Consider the following 18,720-nt stretch of genomic DNA (forward strand, 5'->3'; position numbering starts at 1 on the left):
AGACACAACAGTTTTCCCTCATAATCTCACTTTCTATATACTGAAACTAGTCTATAGAAAGTGAGGGATAGGAAGTGGAAAAGTGGATGGTCTATTATGAAATACACAGATTGCGCTCTGAAGGATTTAAAAACAGCTCAATCGCAAAAAAGTTAAAAATCTCCAGAAATCGAGTCATTGAGTACGGAAGAATGTCACCAGATGAATTCCAAAAGTTTATACTGTCTTTACAACAGAGAGGTAAAAAGTTGGATCCCTATAAAGACCAGATACTCGAATGGTTAAAGGAACATCCGGACCTTTCTGGAGCACAGGTGCTTGATTGGTTGCAGGAGAAGCTTGATGTGGACTCTGTTTCTGAAGGAACAGTTAGGAATTTCGTTAATGGGCTTAGAGAACGTCATTGTATTCCTAAAATGAGTACCGAGAGAAATTACGCAGTAGTTCCTGAGTTGCCTATGGGCAAACAAATCCAAGTGGATTTTGGAGAGACAAGACAACTGACAACGGAGGGCCAATATAAACGACTGTACTTTATTGCATTCGTACTAGCACGCTCTCGATATAAGTATGTAGAGTGGCTAGATCGTCCTTTCAGGACAAGTGATTTAATACGAATGCATGAGAATGCCTTTAACTATTACGGTGGAATAACAGATGAAATTGCTTATGATCAGGATCGTTTACTGGCAGTCAGCGAGAATGCGGGTGATTTAATTTTAACCGCGGACTTTACAAATTATTATCAAAAGAGGAAATTTAAAATTTATCTATGTCGAAAAGCCGATCCAGAATCTAAAGGGAAAATTGAACAAGTCGTCAAGTATGTAAAATATAACTTCGCTAAGAATCGAACCTTTGCCAATCTACTAGATTGGCAAGAGTCTAGTATGAAATGGCTTAAGCGAACTGGGAATTACAAAGTACATCACAACACAAAAAAGAGACCTACTGAAGTGTACACTCTGGAAAAGGAACACCTCAGACAGGTCTCAGGGGCTTACATTTTTGAAGATATCTATGTTTCCAGTATAACAAGGCAAATCCACAAAGACAACGTCATACGATTTGAAGGTAATCGATATAGCGTACCTGTCGGTACGTACCGTAAAGACGCACCGAATATCGCATATGTAGAAAAGAACCACGAATATATTTGTATACGTCTTCAGCAAAATGGTCACGTGCTGGCAAAACATCAAATAGCTAATGGCAAAGGAAATATCATCTCCGACCCTTCCCATAGGAAGCGAAACCAAACTAAAAGAGATAAGCTTATTCAACAAGTCGAAGACCTATTACAAGATCCACACGCTGCAAAATGGCTTGTAGAACAGCTAGCTGTGCGTTATCCACGTCATTTGATTGACCAATTGAAAATCGTGCAATTAGTTGGTCAACAGTATCCCGAATTTCTAGATATCGCTGTTCAGGAACTGAAACGCTTGAAACTCACTAGCGCAAACGATCTGAGGGACATCGCTTTTTCGTTGGCACTACACAGTAAAAAGAATAATAGCAAGGCAACTAGCATAGTCAATGAAAAATATAAAAATCTGATTGCGCCTGAACGAAAAGAAGATATATATCTTCAGGTTCTTCGAGGAGGTGATTCTAAATGAAACATCCTTATGAACCTTTGCAAGATAAATGTAGAACTCTGCGGCTCGCAGAGTCCGCTAAAGAATTGCCTAATCTTTTACGAGAGGCAGAAGCTAAGGGCTGGACTTACCACGAGTTTATACATGAGTTTCTAAGCTATGAAGTGAATTATCGTGAAACAAAAAACACTGATAAACTAATGAAGTGGGCAGAATTCCCCGAGCTACTTAAACTTGAAGATTTCCGTTTAGAAGAGCAAACAGCAATTGGTGTGAAACAACTAAATGTATTAAAAGAATTAACGTGGGTAGAGGAATATTTCACGCTTATCATGATGGGGCCGACAGGCGTCGGCAAGACCCATCTCTCGACAGCACTTGGTGTTCATGCGATTGAGCAAGGATATCAAGTATCCTTTATCTCGATGGATCGTCTGATTTACGTTTTAAAGACAAGAGAATACGTGGCTAAATCGAAAGCAAGATATAAGAGGATTGTAAAATCCGATTTAATCATCATTGATGATGTCATGTATATGGCTTACGAGCCGCAGGAAGCACACCTATTCTTTCAGTTCATTTACGAACTTTATGATCAAGCAGCTTTCATTTTAACGTCAAATAAAGGTCCGGGTGAATGGGGAAAATTTTTGGGCGATCCAACATTGACAACTGCAATTTTAGATCGTCTTCTTCACCGAAGTGAAATTTTAACCTTTAGTGAAGATCAAAATAGCATTCGTATGAAATACAGAAAAGCGCTCTTCACGGAGCAAAGTGTTGGGTCTTAATTGACGAAAACTGTTGAGTGTTATTTATCAAAAACTGTTCGATTTTACTTGACGGTTACAACTACTAATTCGCATATGAATTAGTAGTCTTTTAAATGCATATGCATCAACGTTACAACGAAAATCAATAAGCAGCCATTGAAGTATTTAGAAAAGACCTTTCGCGACGAATGCTGATTATCTAAACTGTTTGGTGCACACATAGTTTTTATTTATAAAACACTGAAACTAGTTTCCTCGCAAAACGAACTAATCATAAATCGAATGAAAAGAGGAATTCTTATGAAAAAGAGAGTACGAGTAATTCCATTCTTGCTTATGGTTCTTGTAGTCGTGTATTTTAAACCTATCCCTACAGCGGCTTGTTCTTGTGTGGTGCCCCCACCTGCAGATGTAGCCCTATCCGAAGCGACTGCTGTTTTTAGTGGAGAAGTTGTGGAAGTTAAAAAAAGTAATGCTGATAACGGAAAAACAGTTCATTTCAAAGTGCGAGAGATATGGAAAGGAATCGACAGCACAACTATTTCAGTTTTTACTAACAATGATTCAGCGTCATGTGGTATCGATTTTACAGTTGGAAAGGAGTATTTAGTATATGCGCACACATTGGATTCGAATGGAAAGAGCATCTTATCTACTACACTTTGCGACAGAACGGCTGAGCTAGCGAATGCTACCGATGATCTTACATTAATTGGTGAAGGTCAAATTCCAGAACAAACTGAAAAAACTACCGATTCACAATATAATCAGTATTACTTATACGCAGGAGTAGTGGCGATTATTGTAGGATTGGTTGGATTATTCATCTGGAAACGTTCTAGGAAGAGTTAAGGAGGAATACAAAAGATGCCTTTGTATATACACATGTGTAGTTCAAAATAGAAGTGGTTCTTACGTAAACTTGGTGAGATGCGAATATCGGAAGTTCTGTGGTTGATACTTCTCCTAAATCCTTAAAATAAGTGTTTTTCATTTTCCAACTATCCATTTAACAAAATAGGAACCTAAAATCGAATGACCTTTCAAGAACGGATAACATAATGCTCCAACACGCCAAAAATGGTCTGTTGGAGCATAAAATATATTTGTAAAAAAGATGTGACTACTGGTACATTTCGATGACCGTAATCAGGTATTACATCTCCTGTTGAACGGTCCATAGTTTCTAGCACAGATCCAGCCCAATCAACTATATTGGCTCCTGGTTAAAAGTTATCTAATTTTATATTAAAATCTTGTGTATGGATACTAATCGTACCTCCGATAGGTAATGTCATGATTGGCTGTGTATGACCAAAATCCATATCATATAATACAGGAATATTTCTTAGCTGAGGATGCTTATCTAAAATAAAAAGAAGTTGTTCTTCAGTCATTTTAGACACTTTTTGAAAACGGCCAATTAATAAACCTTTAATCCTTTTGCTATGTTGCAATATAGATGTTAAATCTCTCCCGAACGTTTCAGGTATAGTTAATTCATCATCTTCCACAAATAAAATGCAATCCTTCAAAAGGGGCATATATTCTGTTCCTTGTAGTAAATTGAGTGTACATAAATTCCCACCAAATAACGCTCCTGTTGCATTCCCTTCCGAATAAACCTTCCATTTCGTTTCCTCGTAGACACGATTTTCTTGGTCTAAAAACCATAAATCATCGCTCCATTTTATAGACGGCTTTAATTGGTAAGATTTCTCGTTCATGAAACAACTTTTAAAGTATGACGTTTGGTAATCTTGTAATTCATTCATTTGAAAACTTGAAAAGTGTGGTCCTGAATATGTGATAAAACCACATTTTGCTGTAATAGCAGTTGCGAGAGCAGTAATATCACTAAAACCGCATAAAACTTTAGGGTTTTCTTTTAATAATTCATAATCTAAATAGGGAAGCAGTTCATTACTATTAAAACCACCAATTACTGTTAATATCCCCTTTACATTTTCATCCGCAAATGCATCATGTAGATCTTCAACTCTTTGTTCAATTGAAGAAGAGTGTTGCCTATCACATACTTCAACGTGCTTACCAAATGTAACTCGGAACCCTAATTGTTCAAGACGTTCCTTTGCTAATTGGATTCCATCTTCCGACAATATTTGTATGCTGCGACTGGGTGCAATAATTCGGATTTCATCATTTTGTTTTAATTTCATTGGTATCTTCATCATTAACCCCTTTCACTCCAGTAAAATGACTCGCTTACGATATAGAGGCAATCGCTTATAAAGCATTCGCACCCAAAGTGGAGATTACCTCACACGTTGATTTCCTTTCCAGACGGACGCGTTCTGGAGGGCGGTGGACCAACCCTAAGAACAAAGATGTGCTCCTAACGCTTCGCTTTTACTCGCAAAAGCCGTTCTTCGTGACGGCTCTCGCTACGCTAACGTTGGTTGTTTCACCTGTCCTCGGGACGAATTGGAATTCATTCGTCCTCAATCCTCCCAGAGTCAGCTTTTGCCGTGGGCCCACACGAGGTGGGTCATGCAGTCGTTACGACAGGACGTCGTGGTTTTAGACTGCCTTGCACTCCAATCAACTAAGTGTCTGCAACTAAATGTTGTACGACAAACGAGCACCCAACAATTGAATAGTAAAATGAGAATACTTAATTTAATGGTCCATATATCTCAATTAATTTACCCGTATAGGCATCTATAACTACTGTTGGCACGATACCGTTATTTTTTATTGTTACTTCCCAATTCACTCTATTCGCTAGGTTACTCCAGAAGTTATTCTTTTGTTTTATCTCAACAATAACGTTTTCTAATGGAGTATCGTTCCAATCACGGTCTGAAAATGACTTTCCCCACTCCTCTGGAGGATTTTGCAGGTGCTTTTCCGCACTATCTATCGCTTCCCATGTACTCATAATTGGTAACTGATATGAATACGAATAAATCATCGCCATAATAATAACTAAACCAAATAACAACTTTTTCAAATATGTACGCCTCCTAATCAATGTAGAACTCATACTTTTTCAGTATGCGTTCCAAAACTATTTGGCTCGATTGTAGCGTAGCCATTATACATTAATCGCACCCGATACCTGTATTAAGAAAGAATTTATTACTCATTCGCTTATGTATTTTATAACATTATTAATATAGCCCCCTAGTGGTTTTCCAGTATCTACAACTAGGCACTGATAATCAGTTGGTCTTTTGCTATTTTCTATCGTGTTTTTAAAAACTGTTTCAGAATTTATCTCACTTATTTGACTAACCATTCTCTCTCTATTTATTAATCTGTAATTTACTTCATGGAAATCGTTAAGGTAACATTCAACATATTTGTATTTTGCATTATACTTTTCAGACAAACCTATTCCTTTATTTACTATTTCCTGATAAAGGCAGGGACTATCAAATACTACGTTTTGTCCTTGTGATAAGTGAAATTCAATTAAAGACCAATCAATATCGTATGAAATTTTACCAGCCATATTCATATCAATTGAAGTATCCTCTATTGAATTTAGTAAAGCAGACTTCACAATATCATGATCTATTATGACAGCCCCTGTTCTCTTAGCAATTTGTTTGGCTAGCGTTGATTTTCCAGAGCCAGGGAAGCCAGACATTTGAACAAAAAACATGTTTAACACCTTACTTTTCTTTTGATTTATGCGCTAAATATCCATTAGCACAATAAGCCTTATGCAGTTTATGGCTAGTTACTGAAAAAGAAGCAAATTCTTCTTGAATTGCACCCGATTATGGAAGGTTTGATATTAATTTTCACGTTGAACAGCAGCTTTTTTATTGCAGTTGCAATTGCAATTAAAATTGCGAATAACAACATACCTGAACTAATTACAGCAATCCCCATTCCTAACCAGGAGCCAATAACAAATGAGGATAGAAGGGTGACCCCAAAAGCAATTAAACTATTTAATAATGACCTTTCATTACTTTTCTTTAAACCTTTAGAAATAATAAATACCAATAAATTCGCTATAAAGCCCAATCCAATGGGAATGAGTATATCCATACAATCCCCCTCATCTTTTATAATCGGCTAGTTCAAGGATATGTCCAGGTTTTCAAGAACTCACTTATCCTACAACTGCACCCATTTGCTGAATTATAGTTAAAAACATGGGAGTGACAAAGGTTATCTTGCCACTCCCATGAATCATGTATTATTTTCAAATAATAAATACTCCACCACAATGTGAAATCGGATAAAATTCACATTCGTTTTCCAGTAAAGAACTAATTTCTTCATAAACAAAATAAAACTCATCGTCATCCCAGTATTCAATACTATCTTGACGACATTTATTAAGTTTTTCTCGTGTTTCAAACGAAATGTCACCAATAAAAATTTTGCCATCTTTCTTGAGCAAGAGTCTTAAATTGGCTATGAACTCTATTTTCTTTTTGTCTGTTATATGGTGTAAAGCATATGTGCTAATGATGGAATCATATTTTTTACCAAGTATCTCCGGTGGTAAACCCGTTGATATATCCCATTCAATCAAATTGGCATCTGGCATTATAGATTGTGCAATGGCAATCATTTTAGATGAGAAGTCTACGCCATCAATTTGGTGTCCATTTGAATATAATTTACTTGTTAATACATCTGTCCCAAAACCGATATCTAGGACTTCAGAATTCTTTTTCTGCATCACTTCATTAAAAATCACATTTAATATTTCCTTATATCCTGCAAAAGGATATAGATTATTTTCCTCACTTAACTGAACCGTTTTATCATATTCATCAGCCCACAAATTAAACCCTTGATTACTTAACATGAATGCTCCCCCAATATCTTTCTAGTTTACGAGCATTCAAAAAAACTCTTAGATTTGATGGATTACTCGCAATATACTCCAATAAAATGATTTTCCCGATCCAAAGTAAAAGTATTCTTCATATAAATCCCGCCTTTCAATAATATAGTTATAATTTTAACACAGTTATCAAAATATTACACCGTTTCTCATTACAACGTTTTTTAATACTGATTCCTTTAAATGGCCCGTTTAAGTGATCTGGAAGCAATCGTAATACTGCAATCGCACCCGTTTTTAGAATTAAAAAGTAATTCAGTTCTAAGAAGGTATTACCCAAACTTTATATCTATCATCAATTGAACGTTTTGTCATAACCCTAAATTCTTCTATCTCGGCAAGTCTAAAAGCTAAAGAATAAGCTATTTTATAATCTGGTGTGTCATAACCATCATATAATCTTGCGTAAATTTCATTTCCTATTGAATCGGCCCAAACATCAGCTTCGAACAAGCTATCGAATATAATACTTTCTCTTTTCCATTTATGCGTCATCTTTTAACCCCCCATCAGGCCCGCTAGTTAATATTCTAATTCGATGTTAATTGGCTTGTTACTTCAACATTTATACCACTCAAGTGAACCGGTTATTCGTTTATGAAGAGGGCCTTTTTTCTCACTATTTAAACCTGTAAGGTAATCACACACCTGTATTAGATATATTATATTCAGATTACTTTCACTATAGTTCAGCCACTTTAAATCTCAGAACTGTCTTTGATTTTTCAGGTGATGTTCTTCTTGCGTCTGTAATGTAAATTTCTTTATGTGTCTTCTCTATCCTTTCGAGGTTGTTCTCTAAACAATATTGTTCCATCAACTTAAATGTTTCTGGTTCTGTGTCAAAACTTCCAAAATGCATCGCTTGAACACATAATCCTTCCGATATTTCTTCGAATCTGACCGTATCTAAATTTAGTTTCGGCTTTTTTTCTCTGACAGTATGTAATGCATATTGAAATAACTCTTCTGTCACAAAATCTGGCTGTCTGATCATTAACTTGTATACAAAATGGTCCTTGTCCACGTAGTCTAATTTCCTACCTTCTTCATCTAAATCCCAATGCCCTTCTAAAGGGAATACTGTATATTCAAAATATCCTTCAGGGATAATTCCTTGTTTAGGCATCATTCGGATTGCATATGACAAAGGATAAAGGATTTCAATATTTTCTTTAAATTGTTCACTTGTATTCGGGTTTCCACTACCATCAATTGTGAAGAACTTCATTTTTGGAACCTCGATTTTAGTTGGTTCTTTTTTCGGTAAGTATAATTCCTTCAATTCTTTTCGCCATTCAAATTTCTTCATGATCTTCTCCCTTTCAATGATAAACATTCTAGTGGTTTATTCTTTGTAAAAGTCTTGGTCTTATTTAACTAAACGCTCCTTAGAGTTTTCTATTCTATTTAGCCAATTCGCTCTTGTTAAATTCATATTAATAGAGTCAATCCATTTACCTTCGAATTCTAGATGATTTTCATCAATGCTATAGGCTACAAAGCCAACCTTTTCATACACATACTTTGCCCTTGGATTAAAATCAAAAACACTTAAAGTTAGTTGGTTCAGTGTAGTGTTATTAAATACATAATCAATTATTAGTTCAGTTGCTTCTGTTCCAAATCCTTGATTCCTTCCCCTTGGTCCAATTAGAATCCTAAAATTCATACTCTGAGTTTTATTATCGTATAAATTGACCACCACTTCTCCTACTAATAAGTCCTTGGATCGGTCAACAATAGCAAGGTCCAAGCGATCCGTTTGTCTATTTCTTGTATTGTACCAATGGAGAAATGATTCCCTATCAAAATCTGAACTGCTTCCTGTCAGTTTTAATACTTCGGGATCCTTTAAGCATTCCTCTATAAAAGGAACGTCCTCATCCTTAAAGGGTCTAAGTACAACTTTCTCCCCTTCGATTAATGGTTTATAAGCTAGATCTACCATTCCATTCACACCCTTTTAAATTCTATACAACAGTAATCTTCAAAATACTTCTAAAAAAATGAAAAAGCACCGCATAATGCGATGCCAATAGATGTTCTAATTAGATGTTGATTCGCTCGTTAGTATATCTTTTTCAATTTACTTATTCAAACAAGCTTGTACTATGAAGTGGTTGCAGTCTTGCTTTTGGATCTATATATGCTTTCGCGTGATTGACGGCAATTGGAGCTTCTCCCAGCCCAACAGCTATTAATTTCACTTTACCATCATAGGAAGTTACATCGCCTGCAGCATAAATACCTTCAATATTCGTCTCCATCCGAGTATTCACAATGATTGAGTTGCGGTCCATTTCGAGGCCCCAGTCTTTTAGTGGACCAAGTGAAGAAATGTTTCCGTAATTTACGATAAGATGATCCACGGGAAGATGTTCTTCCGTACCGTCTTTCTCAGCAATAATAATACCGCTAATAGTTCCCTCTTCGCCAACAATCGATTTTACAGCACGTGAAGTTTTTACATTCACTTTCGATTCCATAAGCTGATTGACGCTCGTCTCATGTGCCGTAAAACGCTCGCGACGGTGTACAAGCGTTACAGATGAAGCTAGACCTTCTAACATAAGTGCCCAGTCAACGGCAGAATCACCACCACCACAAATTAGAACTTCTTTATCTTTAAACACCAATAAATCTTTGATTGCGTAATGAAGTGTTTTTTCCTCGAAATGCACTTCTTCTGGTAACCCTATTTTACGTGGTCGGAATGCGCCAATCCCTGCTGTTAATAAAATCGTTCTAGTTAAATGAACACCTTTGTCCGTTTTTAAAACGAAGTGATCGCCTTCACGCGTTGCAGATAAGGCCGTTTCACTAAGTAAAATTTCAGGTTTTGAATAATTAGCTTGTTCAACTAAATTATTTACAAAATCTTGTGCAAGAACTTTCGGAAAACCCCCAACATCGTATATATATTTATCTGGGTATAGCTCTACAAGTTGTCCACCAAGTTGTGGAAGACTATCGACTATCTTGACCGACATTTCTCTCATACCTGCATAAAACGATGCAAACAAGCCTGTTGGTCCTCCACCTATAATTGTAATATCCACAATTTCTTTACTCATTCAATAAACACCCCAATTAAGTTAATTTGCTTTTTATGTATTCTCAAAGTACAGAATATCCATCTCCTCTATTATCTTACATCAAAACCGAAAAAACACATAATATGATTCAATGAATTGAATTCGAATATAAAACAGAAAACTTTGTAGTATTATTCTCACAATGACGTATAATAGTAAATTATAACCATTAAAAATAAAAGGGGATTTTGTTTTTGAAATTATCGATTCGGAAAAAAATGTGGTTTGGTTTTTCAGTTTTACTTATCTTAATGATTTTAATCGGTGGAACCTCCTACTTTTCCACTAAAATGATCATCGATGAATATGAACTTCTCATTGACGATCGAGTTCATAAAATTAATATAGTGGATGACCTTATTAGTACACAAAAAGACAGCTTCATTGCAATAAATGGATACATCGTTTATAAAAATCTTCAGTATATGGAATCGTGGGATACAGCTGTTGAACAGTCTGGAGAATTGATCAACAAGCTTGAAGGTAGTTTCGAAAACGAGAAGAATATTGCACTTTTTGATGTCATTAAAGAAACTAGACTTCTTTACAATGAGAAAGTGGAAGAGACTGCACACATGATTATGCGTGGATCAGATAGACAAGTACGAGAATTAGGTCTTGATGCAGCTAGTAGTAACGCTTGGTTAATGGCGAATGCACAAGAACTGAAACATTTACAACTAGTTGCTATGACAGAGACACAAAATAATCTACGCAACCTAGTTCAAACTTCTAATATCATTTCATTTTCCTTACTAGGACTCGGCTTATTGCTAAGCATACTCGTGGCAACAGTCATCAGCCGTGGAATTGCGAAACCTGTAAGAATCATGACACAAGCAATAGAAAGAATTGCGGCCGGTGACTTGACTGCTCAACATATAACAATAAAAAATCGAGATGAAATTGGTGACATGGCTTCTTCATTTAATAGAATGACTGATGACTTAAAAAATTTATTAAGTCGAATTCGATTAAGTTCCCAGCAACTTGCCTCACAAGCGGAAGAATTATCCGCTAGTTCTGAGGAAAGTCTTGCTTCAGCAGAACTTGTAGCTGGGGCTGCAGAAGAGAATATGCGTGGAAGTGAACAGCAAACAACGATTGTAGGTGAAACCGCTCTTTCAATGCACTCACTCCAAAATGGGGTCAGCGAGATTGCGATGAGCAATGCAGAAATGCTAGAATCCTCAAACAAAGTATCCTTACTTGTAACAGACGGTTCAAAAATTGTATCAGAAGTATCCAATCAAATGAATACGATTCACTTATCAATCGATCATTCCGCACAAATCATACGTCAAATGGCAGAACAGTCTATTGAAATTCAAAAAGTAACATCGATTATTACAGAAATATCTGAGCAAACAAATTTACTTGCGCTAAATGCAGCAATAGAAGCAGCACGTGCGGGTGACCACGGTAAAGGTTTTGCCGTCGTTGCCGAGGAAGTTCGCCGACTCGCTGAACAATCCAAAACTTCCGCTTTTGAAATTGAACAAATGATGAGTACTATTCAAGATGAAACTGAAAAAGCAGTCCAATCTATAAACGAGGGAAGTAAAAGCGTCGATATAGGACTGTCTTCTACAGCTAATTCTATGAACATTTTCAACAATATTGAGTTAGCTGTAGAAGAAGTGAATGAAAAAGTAACTACTGTTACAAAAGCAATCGAACATATTCAAACAATTTCTCAAGATATTACCGAGGGTTCGCTTGAAATTAGAAAGATTGCTGAAATGACGGCTGCAACTGCACAGGAAACAAGCGCAGCGACAGAACAACAACTTGCAGTTAACGAGGAAATTTCCTCAAGCTCTCAAGAACTTGCAAATGTTGCGGAAGAGTTGCAGAATGAAGTAAATCGTTTCAGTATATAAAGAGCGTTTCATAAAAACAAAGCCTGTACACAATAAGTGTACAGGCTTTGTTTATTCTAAATGAGTTTTACAAAATTCCAGTATTTCAGCCTCTTCGTCATCTTCTAGTTCAAAATCCAAGACTTTTCCGCTAGATCGTTCAAAGAAATTATACGTTGCGATACGTCCCACTTCATTATCAACCGCATAAATAACTCGAATACCCGTTCCGCCTTCTGAGTAAAGCTCATCGTCTTCATCAAATTTAACATATAGTTGAAATTCAAAACGTTCTCCTGATAAGATTCCAGTTGGATCGCTCATTTTCTTTACATCATATTCATTTAATTCCATTAAATCATCCGCCCTTCAAAAATATGTAATTCATTTATCCTAAAATAAGTATACCCTATAATAGCAAAGTATCTCTTATAGTAGAGTTCCATCTTATTACACTCTACAACAAAATGCATTACTACGCACCCCTTGAAGACTATTTCAAAGAATATTTCAGCATACTTAGTATTGCATTTCTGTATATAGTAGTAAGTAATGGTAAGCGCGGAGTGGATTACAAACAATATGAGGAGAAATTGATGACAAAGCTTTATAATTTAATAAACGTGCAGTTGATAGAATCAAAAGATTCTAAAACCTCACGTTTTAATTCGTTAATCCTCATAAATTGTAAACTGATTCTTCCCATTCTTTTTAGATGTATATAGTGCGCTATCCGCCCGGTCATAAAGGGTGTTTATTTCATCACCGGCAATTGAAAAAGCGATTCCCATACTTATGGAAACATCGATATTGCTTGTATCCTTAAGACGTAAGAATTCAGTATTAATTTTTTCAACCATCATCCTAGCAATGCTTTGAATATCTTTTTTCTGAACTCCAGAGAATACTACAACGAATTCGTCTCCACCTATACGAGACGCAACATTTTTCTGTGTAGCAATGTCTTGTATCGTTTTCCCTACAAATTTCAGAATTTGATCCCCTTCACTATGACCAAGAACATCGTTGACAGATTTAAAATTATCCAAATCAATCATCATTAAAGCAAGATTTTTATTTTTACTCGATAATCGTTTTTTAATTTCATCTTCAAATGCAGCTCTGTTTTTCAAACCTGTTAAACTATCGTGAAATGCAAGATAAATCGGTTTCGAAACAAGACTTGCTATGAACCAAGACAGTATAATCGACGCAAAAATAATAACTAATAATTGGGCAATTAGTTCCCTTCGATAATAACTAAGCAATCCTTCTAATTCTGCATCATTGTAGGCAATTTCAACAACTCTTGTAGTAGATAAGTTTTTTTCTTGATCCGCTGAATAAGGTATATATCGATACGTTACTTTATTGCCCTCTTTGATTTGAGTAATTTCTTGTGCTTCGTTCTTTGCTAAGACATCTTTGAAAATTGGATGGACATCGTCTTCAATTTTTTCAGGAACGCTACTCTGTGTGGTATATCCTAGAAGAAGTCCTCCAGAAGTATAAACATTAATGTTATTTATTGCATCGTAATCCTCGATTAGCGATTCTATCGTTGTTAGAAAGTTGAACTGCTTAAAAATGACATCATCTTGAAGCAGAACACCGAGCTCTATTATGTATTTATGATCCGGTGTAGGCATATAACTAAATTTTTTAATTTCACCCGTTTTTTGGTGGATATCCATCCCGTCATGATGAAACGTTTCGCCCTTTCGTCTTTGATGCAGTACTTTCGCCAACGATTTACAACATTTTTCAAAATCCAGACCAATATCTCCGGTAAAGCTACTATTAATGACAACATTCTCTGAATTTATTATGAATACATCCATACCAAACTTTTCTTTAAATGCATTGAAATCCCACATATTAAAATCAGGTTCTGTAGAATATAAATCAATCAAAACTTTCGAGTAATTTTCCATTTCATCTGCACGGTCTTGGTCAAATAGCAAGTATGCTTTATCAATCATGTGAAGCGTTTTTACGACTTCATTTTCAGCCATTAAAATTTTCTCTTCGTGGGTAATATTGACACGTTCTTTCAACCTCTCATAATCGAATAAGGCGATAACTAATGAAATTAATAAAGAGAAGATTATAAGAATTACAGTTAATTGAATTCTAAAATGTTTATTCACTTATTCATGTTCCCCTTTTTTAAAATTGAGTAGTCATATATCACTATCCATTATACCTCAATAGTAATTCTAAAGTCACTATTATACCAAAATAATTTATTGACAAAGTATTTTACTGAAAGAAAAGAGTCAGACTGAATACAAATAAAAACAGAAACGTTCTAGTGGCGTCTAGAACGTTCTGTTTTTTAGTTTTCAACTCAATTTATGAAGTTTTTTTAAATAAGCCCCATTGCATTTCCTTCTTTATCCACATCCATATTAAGAGCTGCTGGATGTTTCGGCAATCCAGGCATTGTCATAATATCGCCTGTTAAACATACAAGAAATCCTGCACCAAGCTTTGGTATAATTTCTCTTACTGTAATTGGAAATCCTTTTGGAGAACCAAGGAGTTTTGGATCATCCGAAAACGAATATTGCGTCTTCGCAATGCAGATTGGTAATACATCCCATCCGTATCGGTTAATCTCAGCAAGGTCTTTTAGTGCTTTATCTGTATAAATGACCTCATTTGCACCGTATACACGTTGAGCGATAGTTTTCACTTTATTCTCAACTGTATCGTTGACATTATATAAATGCGCAAAGCTTTTTGTTTGGTTCAGTTGCGTAATGACTTCTTTACCAAGGGCGATACCCCCTTGTCCACCATCTTCCCACACATTTGTTAGGGCCGCTGCAATGTTGTTTTCTTTACACCACGAAAGAATTACATCCAGTTCAGCTTGCGAATCCGTTACGAAACGATTTAAAGCAACGATTGGTTCTATACCGAATTCTTTTATTATATGAATATGTCTTTCCAGATTTGGCAGTCCACGTACTAGTGCTTCCGTGTTTTCCTCCGAAAGATTTTCTTTTAGTATTCCGCCATTCATCTTGAGTGCACGTACGGTTGCTACGATAACAACTGCGTCAGGAGCAAATCCGCCATGTCTTGCTTTAATATTCATAAATTTTTCTGCACCTAAATCTGATCCAAAACCCGCTTCCGTTACGACGATATCAGCAATTGAACGTGCAGTGTTTGTAGCAATAAGCGAGTTACAGCCATGTGCAATATTTGCAAAAGGACCTCCGTGAATAAGAGCTGGCGTCCCTTCAATCGTCTGAACAAGATTTGGTTTAAACGCTTCTTTTAGAAGTAAAGTTAAAGCACCTTGCGCACCAAGATCACGAACAGTTATTGCTTCTTTGTCATATGTGTATCCCACCACAATTCTTGCAAGTCGCTCTTTCAAGTCGTCTAGGTTTATTGCTAGACAAAATATTGCCATTATTTCAGAAGCAACCGTTATATCAAAACCGTCTTCGCGAGGAACTCCTTGTGCAGGACCCCCAAGACCAATCGTGATATTGCGAAGTGCACGATCATTCATATCGAGTACACGCTTCCATGTGATTCGGCGTGGATCGATTTTCAGATCATTACCACGATGTAAATGATTATCTATAAGTGCACTGAGTGCGTTATTCGCAGTAGTAATGGCATGGATATCACCATTGAAATGTAAATTAATTTCTTCCATCGGGAGTACTTGTGCATAACCACCACCCGTTGCCCCGCCTTTCATTCCCATAACTGGTCCTAGTGAAGGTTCTCTTAAAGCAACGATTGTTTTTTCTCCAAGTCTTGTTAAAGCATCAGCTAGTCCAACAGTTACGGTTGATTTACCTTCCCCAGCAGGTGTTGGGCTAATTGCCGTTACAAGGACGACCTTGCCATTTGTCGCATTCTTTGGTAATTTGGTCACATCAATCTTTCCTTTAAATCGCCCGTATGGTTCAATCGCTTCCTCTGGTATTCCTGCATTTTTCGCAATATGCCAAATTGGTTGCATTTTTGCTTTCGATGCAATTTGTAAATCAGTTAGTGGTACGATTTTTTCCGTCATTTTTATTCCCACTTTCCTTTTTACTTTAATTATAGCCTAGATTGACTCATCAGGGTATATACATTTTGACTGACTATTAAAAAACAAACGACCTCCCTATAATTAAATGGAAGATCGTTGCTCATTGTTCCTTTTATTTACCGAGTCGAATTGCTACTTTACCAAATTGCTTACCCTTTTCAACGTATTCGAATGCTTCCATCGCTTCATTTAGAGAAAATACTTTATCAACAACCGGATGCGTTTTATACTTTTCAATATGTTGAATCATTTCACGCAGTTCTTCTCGACTTCCCATTGTTGAACCAATAAGCTGGTGTTGATTGTAGAAGAACTCACGTAAATTAAGGTCCACTGTATCTTCTGTCGTTGCACCGAACACAACAATTCGTCCACCTTTTTTCAATATCTCCAAAGAACGATTGAATGTGGCACGCCCCACGCTATCAATAACAAGGTCGATTGTTTCATTTTCTAATTCTTTTTTCCAATCGCTACTAGCATCTAATGCGAGATCTGCTCCTAATTCAAGTGCTTGTTTACGCTTCGTTTCACTGCGTGACGTTACAATCACACGTGCACCAATATTTTTTGCGAATGAAATGAGATACGTTGCGACACCACTCCCTGCTCCCGGAATGAAAACAGTATCCGAAGCAAGCAGTTTTCCTTTTGTAAATAAAGCGCGGTATCCTGTTAAAGCCGATAACGACAAAACAGCAGCTTCTTCCCACGATAAATGTGCGGGTTTCATTTCAATCTGTTCATATGAAATAGCGATTTTTTCTGCGAATGTTCCATTATCAGGCATACCTAAAATATCAAATTCAGCTGGTGGTGCTTCGCTGTTCGAATTCCAACGCAATGAAGGATTAATAATTACTTCATCACCTATTGAGAAACCTGTAACATCTTCACCAATCGACTCAACTACTCCAGTCCCATCAGAACCCAATACAAGCGCCTCAGACACTTCACCTCTGCGCACCGGGATGTTTATATCACGACGGTTTATACCTGCTGCACGGAGCGCTACAACAACTTCCCCACTTTTAGCTATAGGATCATTAACTTCACTAATTTCCAAACTTCCCAATCTATGAATAAATGCTTTCATATAATCCAACCTCTCTAATTCATTATTTTCCTTCAAAGTACGACAATAATTTCAGAAATATTTTAGTATCCTGTGTTTTGCCTATTATAATTTTCTTCATTTTTTGCTATGTAGGCTGCAATGATGTTTTCATTCGTAAACCCTAGTTTTTCGGCAATTGCACCATAGTGAATCCACAAATCTTCATAGGATTCAATTGTTAATTTCTCCAAAAACGTATTGATTGAAATTGTTGTTTTCAAAAACAAATCTGTCAATTCGCCTTCAATTTCACCTTCAGGCCAGTTACTAAGTTCAAATCCTTTTTCAATACCGAGTGATAAGATAAAATGAATTGAGTCTACATACTCCTCTAGAATGACGCTATTTTCAGAGGGACCTTTTGCACTCCAAAATTTAAAACATCTTGTCTCATTTGCCAGCTCTGCTAGTTCTACAAATAGTGCAAGTCCTTTTTCCCTAAAAACATCTGTTTTTTCTTTCCTGTTATTGCTAATAAACAAATCAAGTCCGTATTGCATTTTGTACAATTGTGTCAGTTGCATAAATAATCCTCCAATAATAATTAATATTATGAAACCTTTCGTTTATTCATCCGTATAAGAGTTTAACCATACTATTTAAAAAGGGGGGTCTGTTATGGCATTTCTCATTTTGATTCGCTTTGTTATCATAGCTTTCATCGTTTATTTATTTTACCGAGGAATTCGTTATTTAACGGATCCAAAGCGAAAATTGGACGAAGCTTACGAAGTAGAAAGATATTACTTCCACGATGATGTAAAAAATGTTCGTAAGAACTTCTTTATAACGTACAAGGGTGCGATGTTTGAAGGCGAAAAATATTTAGGGACGACCGAGAACTCTTTTGATGTTGTAACTATATTTGTTTGGGTGAGAAATGAATCCAAATTACAAGGTTTTACAAAAGACGATTTCAATTTCTTGAAAACTGAAATTCTTACGTATTATCCAATGGCAACGATTAGTTGGAAAAATCCAATTGAACAACTTATGAAAGACTAATGGGACTATTTCACAAAGTAATTCTTTTGAATTATTTTGCGGAATAGTTTTTTTATATGATTGGAGTTCCGGGTATACGCAGTCCCAATAAATACAAAATTAGTACTCCATAGGCAAGTGCAAGAAGCAAAAAGCCGATTCTAAAAGACGTATGCCTCGTTTTATGACGAAATGTCTGCATTCCTAAATACGATCCAATCCCTCCGCCAAGTAAAGCAAGTGTCCACAACTTCTTCTCTGGTACACGCCGCCCTTTTTTCTTAGCTTGTTGTTTATCATACCCCATAGTTGCAAAAGACCATAGCGACATCAGTCCAATCCAAATTAACACTACTGTTTGCATTATCTTTCCCCCTAC

At 36.2% G+C, this 18,720-nt stretch carries 20 protein-coding genes; 5 read left to right on the top strand and 15 right to left on the bottom strand.

The window, feature by feature from the left end; all coding sequences use genetic code 11:
• Positions 1-74 precede the first annotated feature (74 nt).
• The 3 genes from istA to ACP8HH_RS11470 all read left to right on the top strand — a co-directional run bounded on the left by istA (position 75) and on the right by ACP8HH_RS11470 (position 3,226).
• Positions 75-1,622 carry an IS21 family transposase gene (gene istA / locus ACP8HH_RS11460; protein WP_438311380.1) on the top strand — a complete coding sequence of 516 codons (1,548 nt, stop codon included), beginning with the start codon at positions 75-77 and terminating at the stop codon, positions 1,620-1,622.
• The gene (gene istB, locus ACP8HH_RS11465) at positions 1,619-2,392 is read left to right on the top strand and encodes an IS21-like element helper ATPase IstB (RefSeq protein WP_438311382.1); all 774 of its coding nucleotides are present in this window, start codon (positions 1,619-1,621) and stop codon (positions 2,390-2,392) included. Before istA ends, istB begins: the two co-directional genes overlap by 4 nt.
• Before the next feature lie 282 nt (positions 2,393-2,674).
• A complete protein-coding gene (locus ACP8HH_RS11470) occupies positions 2,675-3,226 on the top strand; it encodes a hypothetical protein (protein ID WP_438311384.1) in 552 nt (183 codons plus the stop codon).
• Positions 3,227-3,600: 374 nt separating this feature from the next.
• Here ACP8HH_RS11470 and ACP8HH_RS11475 read toward each other — a convergent pair whose 3' ends face one another.
• From ACP8HH_RS11475 to ACP8HH_RS11515, 9 genes are all read right to left on the bottom strand, one after another.
• Entirely contained in the window at positions 3,601-4,566 is a 966-nt protein-coding gene (locus tag ACP8HH_RS11475) for a S66 family peptidase (RefSeq protein ID WP_438319142.1), read from the bottom strand.
• 443 nt (positions 4,567-5,009) lie between these two features.
• A complete protein-coding gene (locus tag ACP8HH_RS11480) occupies positions 5,010-5,348 on the bottom strand; it encodes a PepSY domain-containing protein (RefSeq protein ID WP_438311386.1) in 339 nt (112 codons plus the stop codon).
• A gap of 132 nt (positions 5,349-5,480) precedes the next feature.
• Positions 5,481-6,005 carry an AAA family ATPase gene (locus ACP8HH_RS11485; RefSeq protein WP_438311388.1) on the bottom strand — a complete coding sequence of 175 codons (525 nt, stop codon included), beginning with the start codon at positions 6,003-6,005 and terminating at the stop codon, positions 5,481-5,483.
• A 74-nt stretch (positions 6,006-6,079) separates the two neighbouring features.
• The gene (locus ACP8HH_RS11490) at positions 6,080-6,400 is read right to left on the bottom strand and encodes a YesK family protein (protein ID WP_438311391.1); all 321 of its coding nucleotides are present in this window, start codon (positions 6,398-6,400) and stop codon (positions 6,080-6,082) included.
• A 157-nt stretch (positions 6,401-6,557) separates the two neighbouring features.
• Entirely contained in the window at positions 6,558-7,172 is a 615-nt protein-coding gene (locus tag ACP8HH_RS11495; protein WP_438311393.1) for a class I SAM-dependent methyltransferase, read from the bottom strand.
• A gap of 300 nt (positions 7,173-7,472) precedes the next feature.
• Complete coding sequence (locus ACP8HH_RS11500) at positions 7,473-7,706, bottom strand: hypothetical protein (RefSeq protein WP_438311395.1); 234 nt, start codon at positions 7,704-7,706, stop codon at positions 7,473-7,475.
• 187 nt (positions 7,707-7,893) lie between these two features.
• Positions 7,894-8,523 (bottom strand): GyrI-like domain-containing protein, encoded by a 630-nt coding sequence (locus ACP8HH_RS11505; RefSeq protein WP_438311397.1) that lies wholly within the window; start codon positions 8,521-8,523, stop codon positions 7,894-7,896.
• Positions 8,524-8,583: 60 nt separating this feature from the next.
• A complete protein-coding gene (locus tag ACP8HH_RS11510) occupies positions 8,584-9,162 on the bottom strand; it encodes a GNAT family N-acetyltransferase (RefSeq protein WP_438311400.1) in 579 nt (192 codons plus the stop codon).
• A gap of 142 nt (positions 9,163-9,304) precedes the next feature.
• Entirely contained in the window at positions 9,305-10,288 is a 984-nt protein-coding gene (locus tag ACP8HH_RS11515) for an NAD(P)/FAD-dependent oxidoreductase (RefSeq protein ID WP_438311402.1), read from the bottom strand.
• A gap of 215 nt (positions 10,289-10,503) precedes the next feature.
• Between ACP8HH_RS11515 and ACP8HH_RS11520 the strand changes: the two genes are divergently transcribed.
• Positions 10,504-12,192 carry a methyl-accepting chemotaxis protein gene (locus ACP8HH_RS11520; RefSeq protein ID WP_438311405.1) on the top strand — a complete coding sequence of 563 codons (1,689 nt, stop codon included), beginning with the start codon at positions 10,504-10,506 and terminating at the stop codon, positions 12,190-12,192.
• A 51-nt stretch (positions 12,193-12,243) separates the two neighbouring features.
• On the opposite strand, the gene ACP8HH_RS11525 is transcribed toward ACP8HH_RS11520, so the two are convergent.
• From ACP8HH_RS11525 to ACP8HH_RS11545, 5 genes are all read right to left on the bottom strand, one after another.
• A complete protein-coding gene (locus ACP8HH_RS11525) occupies positions 12,244-12,525 on the bottom strand; it encodes a DUF6509 family protein (RefSeq protein ID WP_438311407.1) in 282 nt (93 codons plus the stop codon).
• Positions 12,526-12,842: 317 nt separating this feature from the next.
• The gene (locus ACP8HH_RS11530) at positions 12,843-14,321 is read right to left on the bottom strand and encodes a GGDEF domain-containing protein (protein WP_438311410.1); all 1,479 of its coding nucleotides are present in this window, start codon (positions 14,319-14,321) and stop codon (positions 12,843-12,845) included.
• 218 nt (positions 14,322-14,539) lie between these two features.
• Positions 14,540-16,219: a formate--tetrahydrofolate ligase gene (locus tag ACP8HH_RS11535; protein ID WP_438311413.1), complete on the bottom strand. Its 1,680-nt coding sequence runs from the start codon at positions 16,217-16,219 to the stop codon at positions 14,540-14,542.
• Between the two features lie 133 nt (positions 16,220-16,352).
• Entirely contained in the window at positions 16,353-17,336 is a 984-nt protein-coding gene (locus ACP8HH_RS11540) for a zinc-binding dehydrogenase (protein WP_438311415.1), read from the bottom strand.
• Between the two features lie 62 nt (positions 17,337-17,398).
• Complete coding sequence (locus ACP8HH_RS11545; RefSeq protein ID WP_438311417.1) at positions 17,399-17,881, bottom strand: dUTP diphosphatase; 483 nt, start codon at positions 17,879-17,881, stop codon at positions 17,399-17,401.
• Between the two features lie 94 nt (positions 17,882-17,975).
• Between ACP8HH_RS11545 and ACP8HH_RS11550 the strand changes: the two genes are divergently transcribed.
• Positions 17,976-18,362, top strand: a complete 387-nt coding sequence (locus ACP8HH_RS11550) for a sigma-w pathway protein ysdB (protein WP_438311420.1) — start codon at positions 17,976-17,978, stop codon at positions 18,360-18,362.
• Positions 18,363-18,414: 52 nt separating this feature from the next.
• On the opposite strand, the gene ACP8HH_RS11555 is transcribed toward ACP8HH_RS11550, so the two are convergent.
• A complete protein-coding gene (locus ACP8HH_RS11555; protein WP_438311422.1) occupies positions 18,415-18,705 on the bottom strand; it encodes a DUF1294 domain-containing protein in 291 nt (96 codons plus the stop codon).
• Between the last annotated feature and the right edge of the window lie 15 nt (positions 18,706-18,720).

Origin of the sequence: Sporosarcina sp. FA9 (assembly GCF_051550205.1) — a bacterium.
GTDB lineage: Bacteria > Bacillota > Bacilli > Bacillales_A > Planococcaceae > Sporosarcina.

Excerpts from the sequence above, each read along its gene's own strand:
- ACP8HH_RS11515 (WP_438311402.1), bottom strand. The coding sequence starts at position 10,288 with ATGAGTAAAGAAATTGTGGATATTACAATTATAGGTGGAGGACCAACA.
- ACP8HH_RS11545 (WP_438311417.1), bottom strand. The coding sequence starts at position 17,881 with ATGCAACTGACACAATTGTACAAAATGCAATACGGACTTGATTTGTTT.
- ACP8HH_RS11500 (WP_438311395.1), bottom strand. The coding sequence starts at position 7,706 with ATGACGCATAAATGGAAAAGAGAAAGTATTATATTCGATAGCTTGTTC.
- ACP8HH_RS11550 (WP_438311420.1), top strand. The coding sequence starts at position 17,976 with ATGGCATTTCTCATTTTGATTCGCTTTGTTATCATAGCTTTCATCGTT.
- ACP8HH_RS11535 (WP_438311413.1), bottom strand. The coding sequence starts at position 16,219 with ATGACGGAAAAAATCGTACCACTAACTGATTTACAAATTGCATCGAAA.
- ACP8HH_RS11475 (WP_438319142.1), bottom strand. The coding sequence starts at position 4,566 with ATGAAGATACCAATGAAATTAAAACAAAATGATGAAATCCGAATTATT.
- ACP8HH_RS11510 (WP_438311400.1), bottom strand. The coding sequence starts at position 9,162 with ATGGTAGATCTAGCTTATAAACCATTAATCGAAGGGGAGAAAGTTGTA.
- ACP8HH_RS11495 (WP_438311393.1), bottom strand. The coding sequence starts at position 7,172 with ATGTTAAGTAATCAAGGGTTTAATTTGTGGGCTGATGAATATGATAAA.
- istB (WP_438311382.1), top strand. The coding sequence starts at position 1,619 with ATGAAACATCCTTATGAACCTTTGCAAGATAAATGTAGAACTCTGCGG.
- ACP8HH_RS11505 (WP_438311397.1), bottom strand. The coding sequence starts at position 8,523 with ATGAAGAAATTTGAATGGCGAAAAGAATTGAAGGAATTATACTTACCG.
- ACP8HH_RS11490 (WP_438311391.1), bottom strand. The coding sequence starts at position 6,400 with ATGGATATACTCATTCCCATTGGATTGGGCTTTATAGCGAATTTATTG.
- ACP8HH_RS11540 (WP_438311415.1), bottom strand. The coding sequence starts at position 17,336 with ATGAAAGCATTTATTCATAGATTGGGAAGTTTGGAAATTAGTGAAGTT.
- ACP8HH_RS11485 (WP_438311388.1), bottom strand. The coding sequence starts at position 6,005 with ATGTTTTTTGTTCAAATGTCTGGCTTCCCTGGCTCTGGAAAATCAACG.
- ACP8HH_RS11555 (WP_438311422.1), bottom strand. The coding sequence starts at position 18,705 with ATGCAAACAGTAGTGTTAATTTGGATTGGACTGATGTCGCTATGGTCT.
- ACP8HH_RS11470 (WP_438311384.1), top strand. The coding sequence starts at position 2,675 with ATGAAAAAGAGAGTACGAGTAATTCCATTCTTGCTTATGGTTCTTGTA.
- ACP8HH_RS11525 (WP_438311407.1), bottom strand. The coding sequence starts at position 12,525 with ATGGAATTAAATGAATATGATGTAAAGAAAATGAGCGATCCAACTGGA.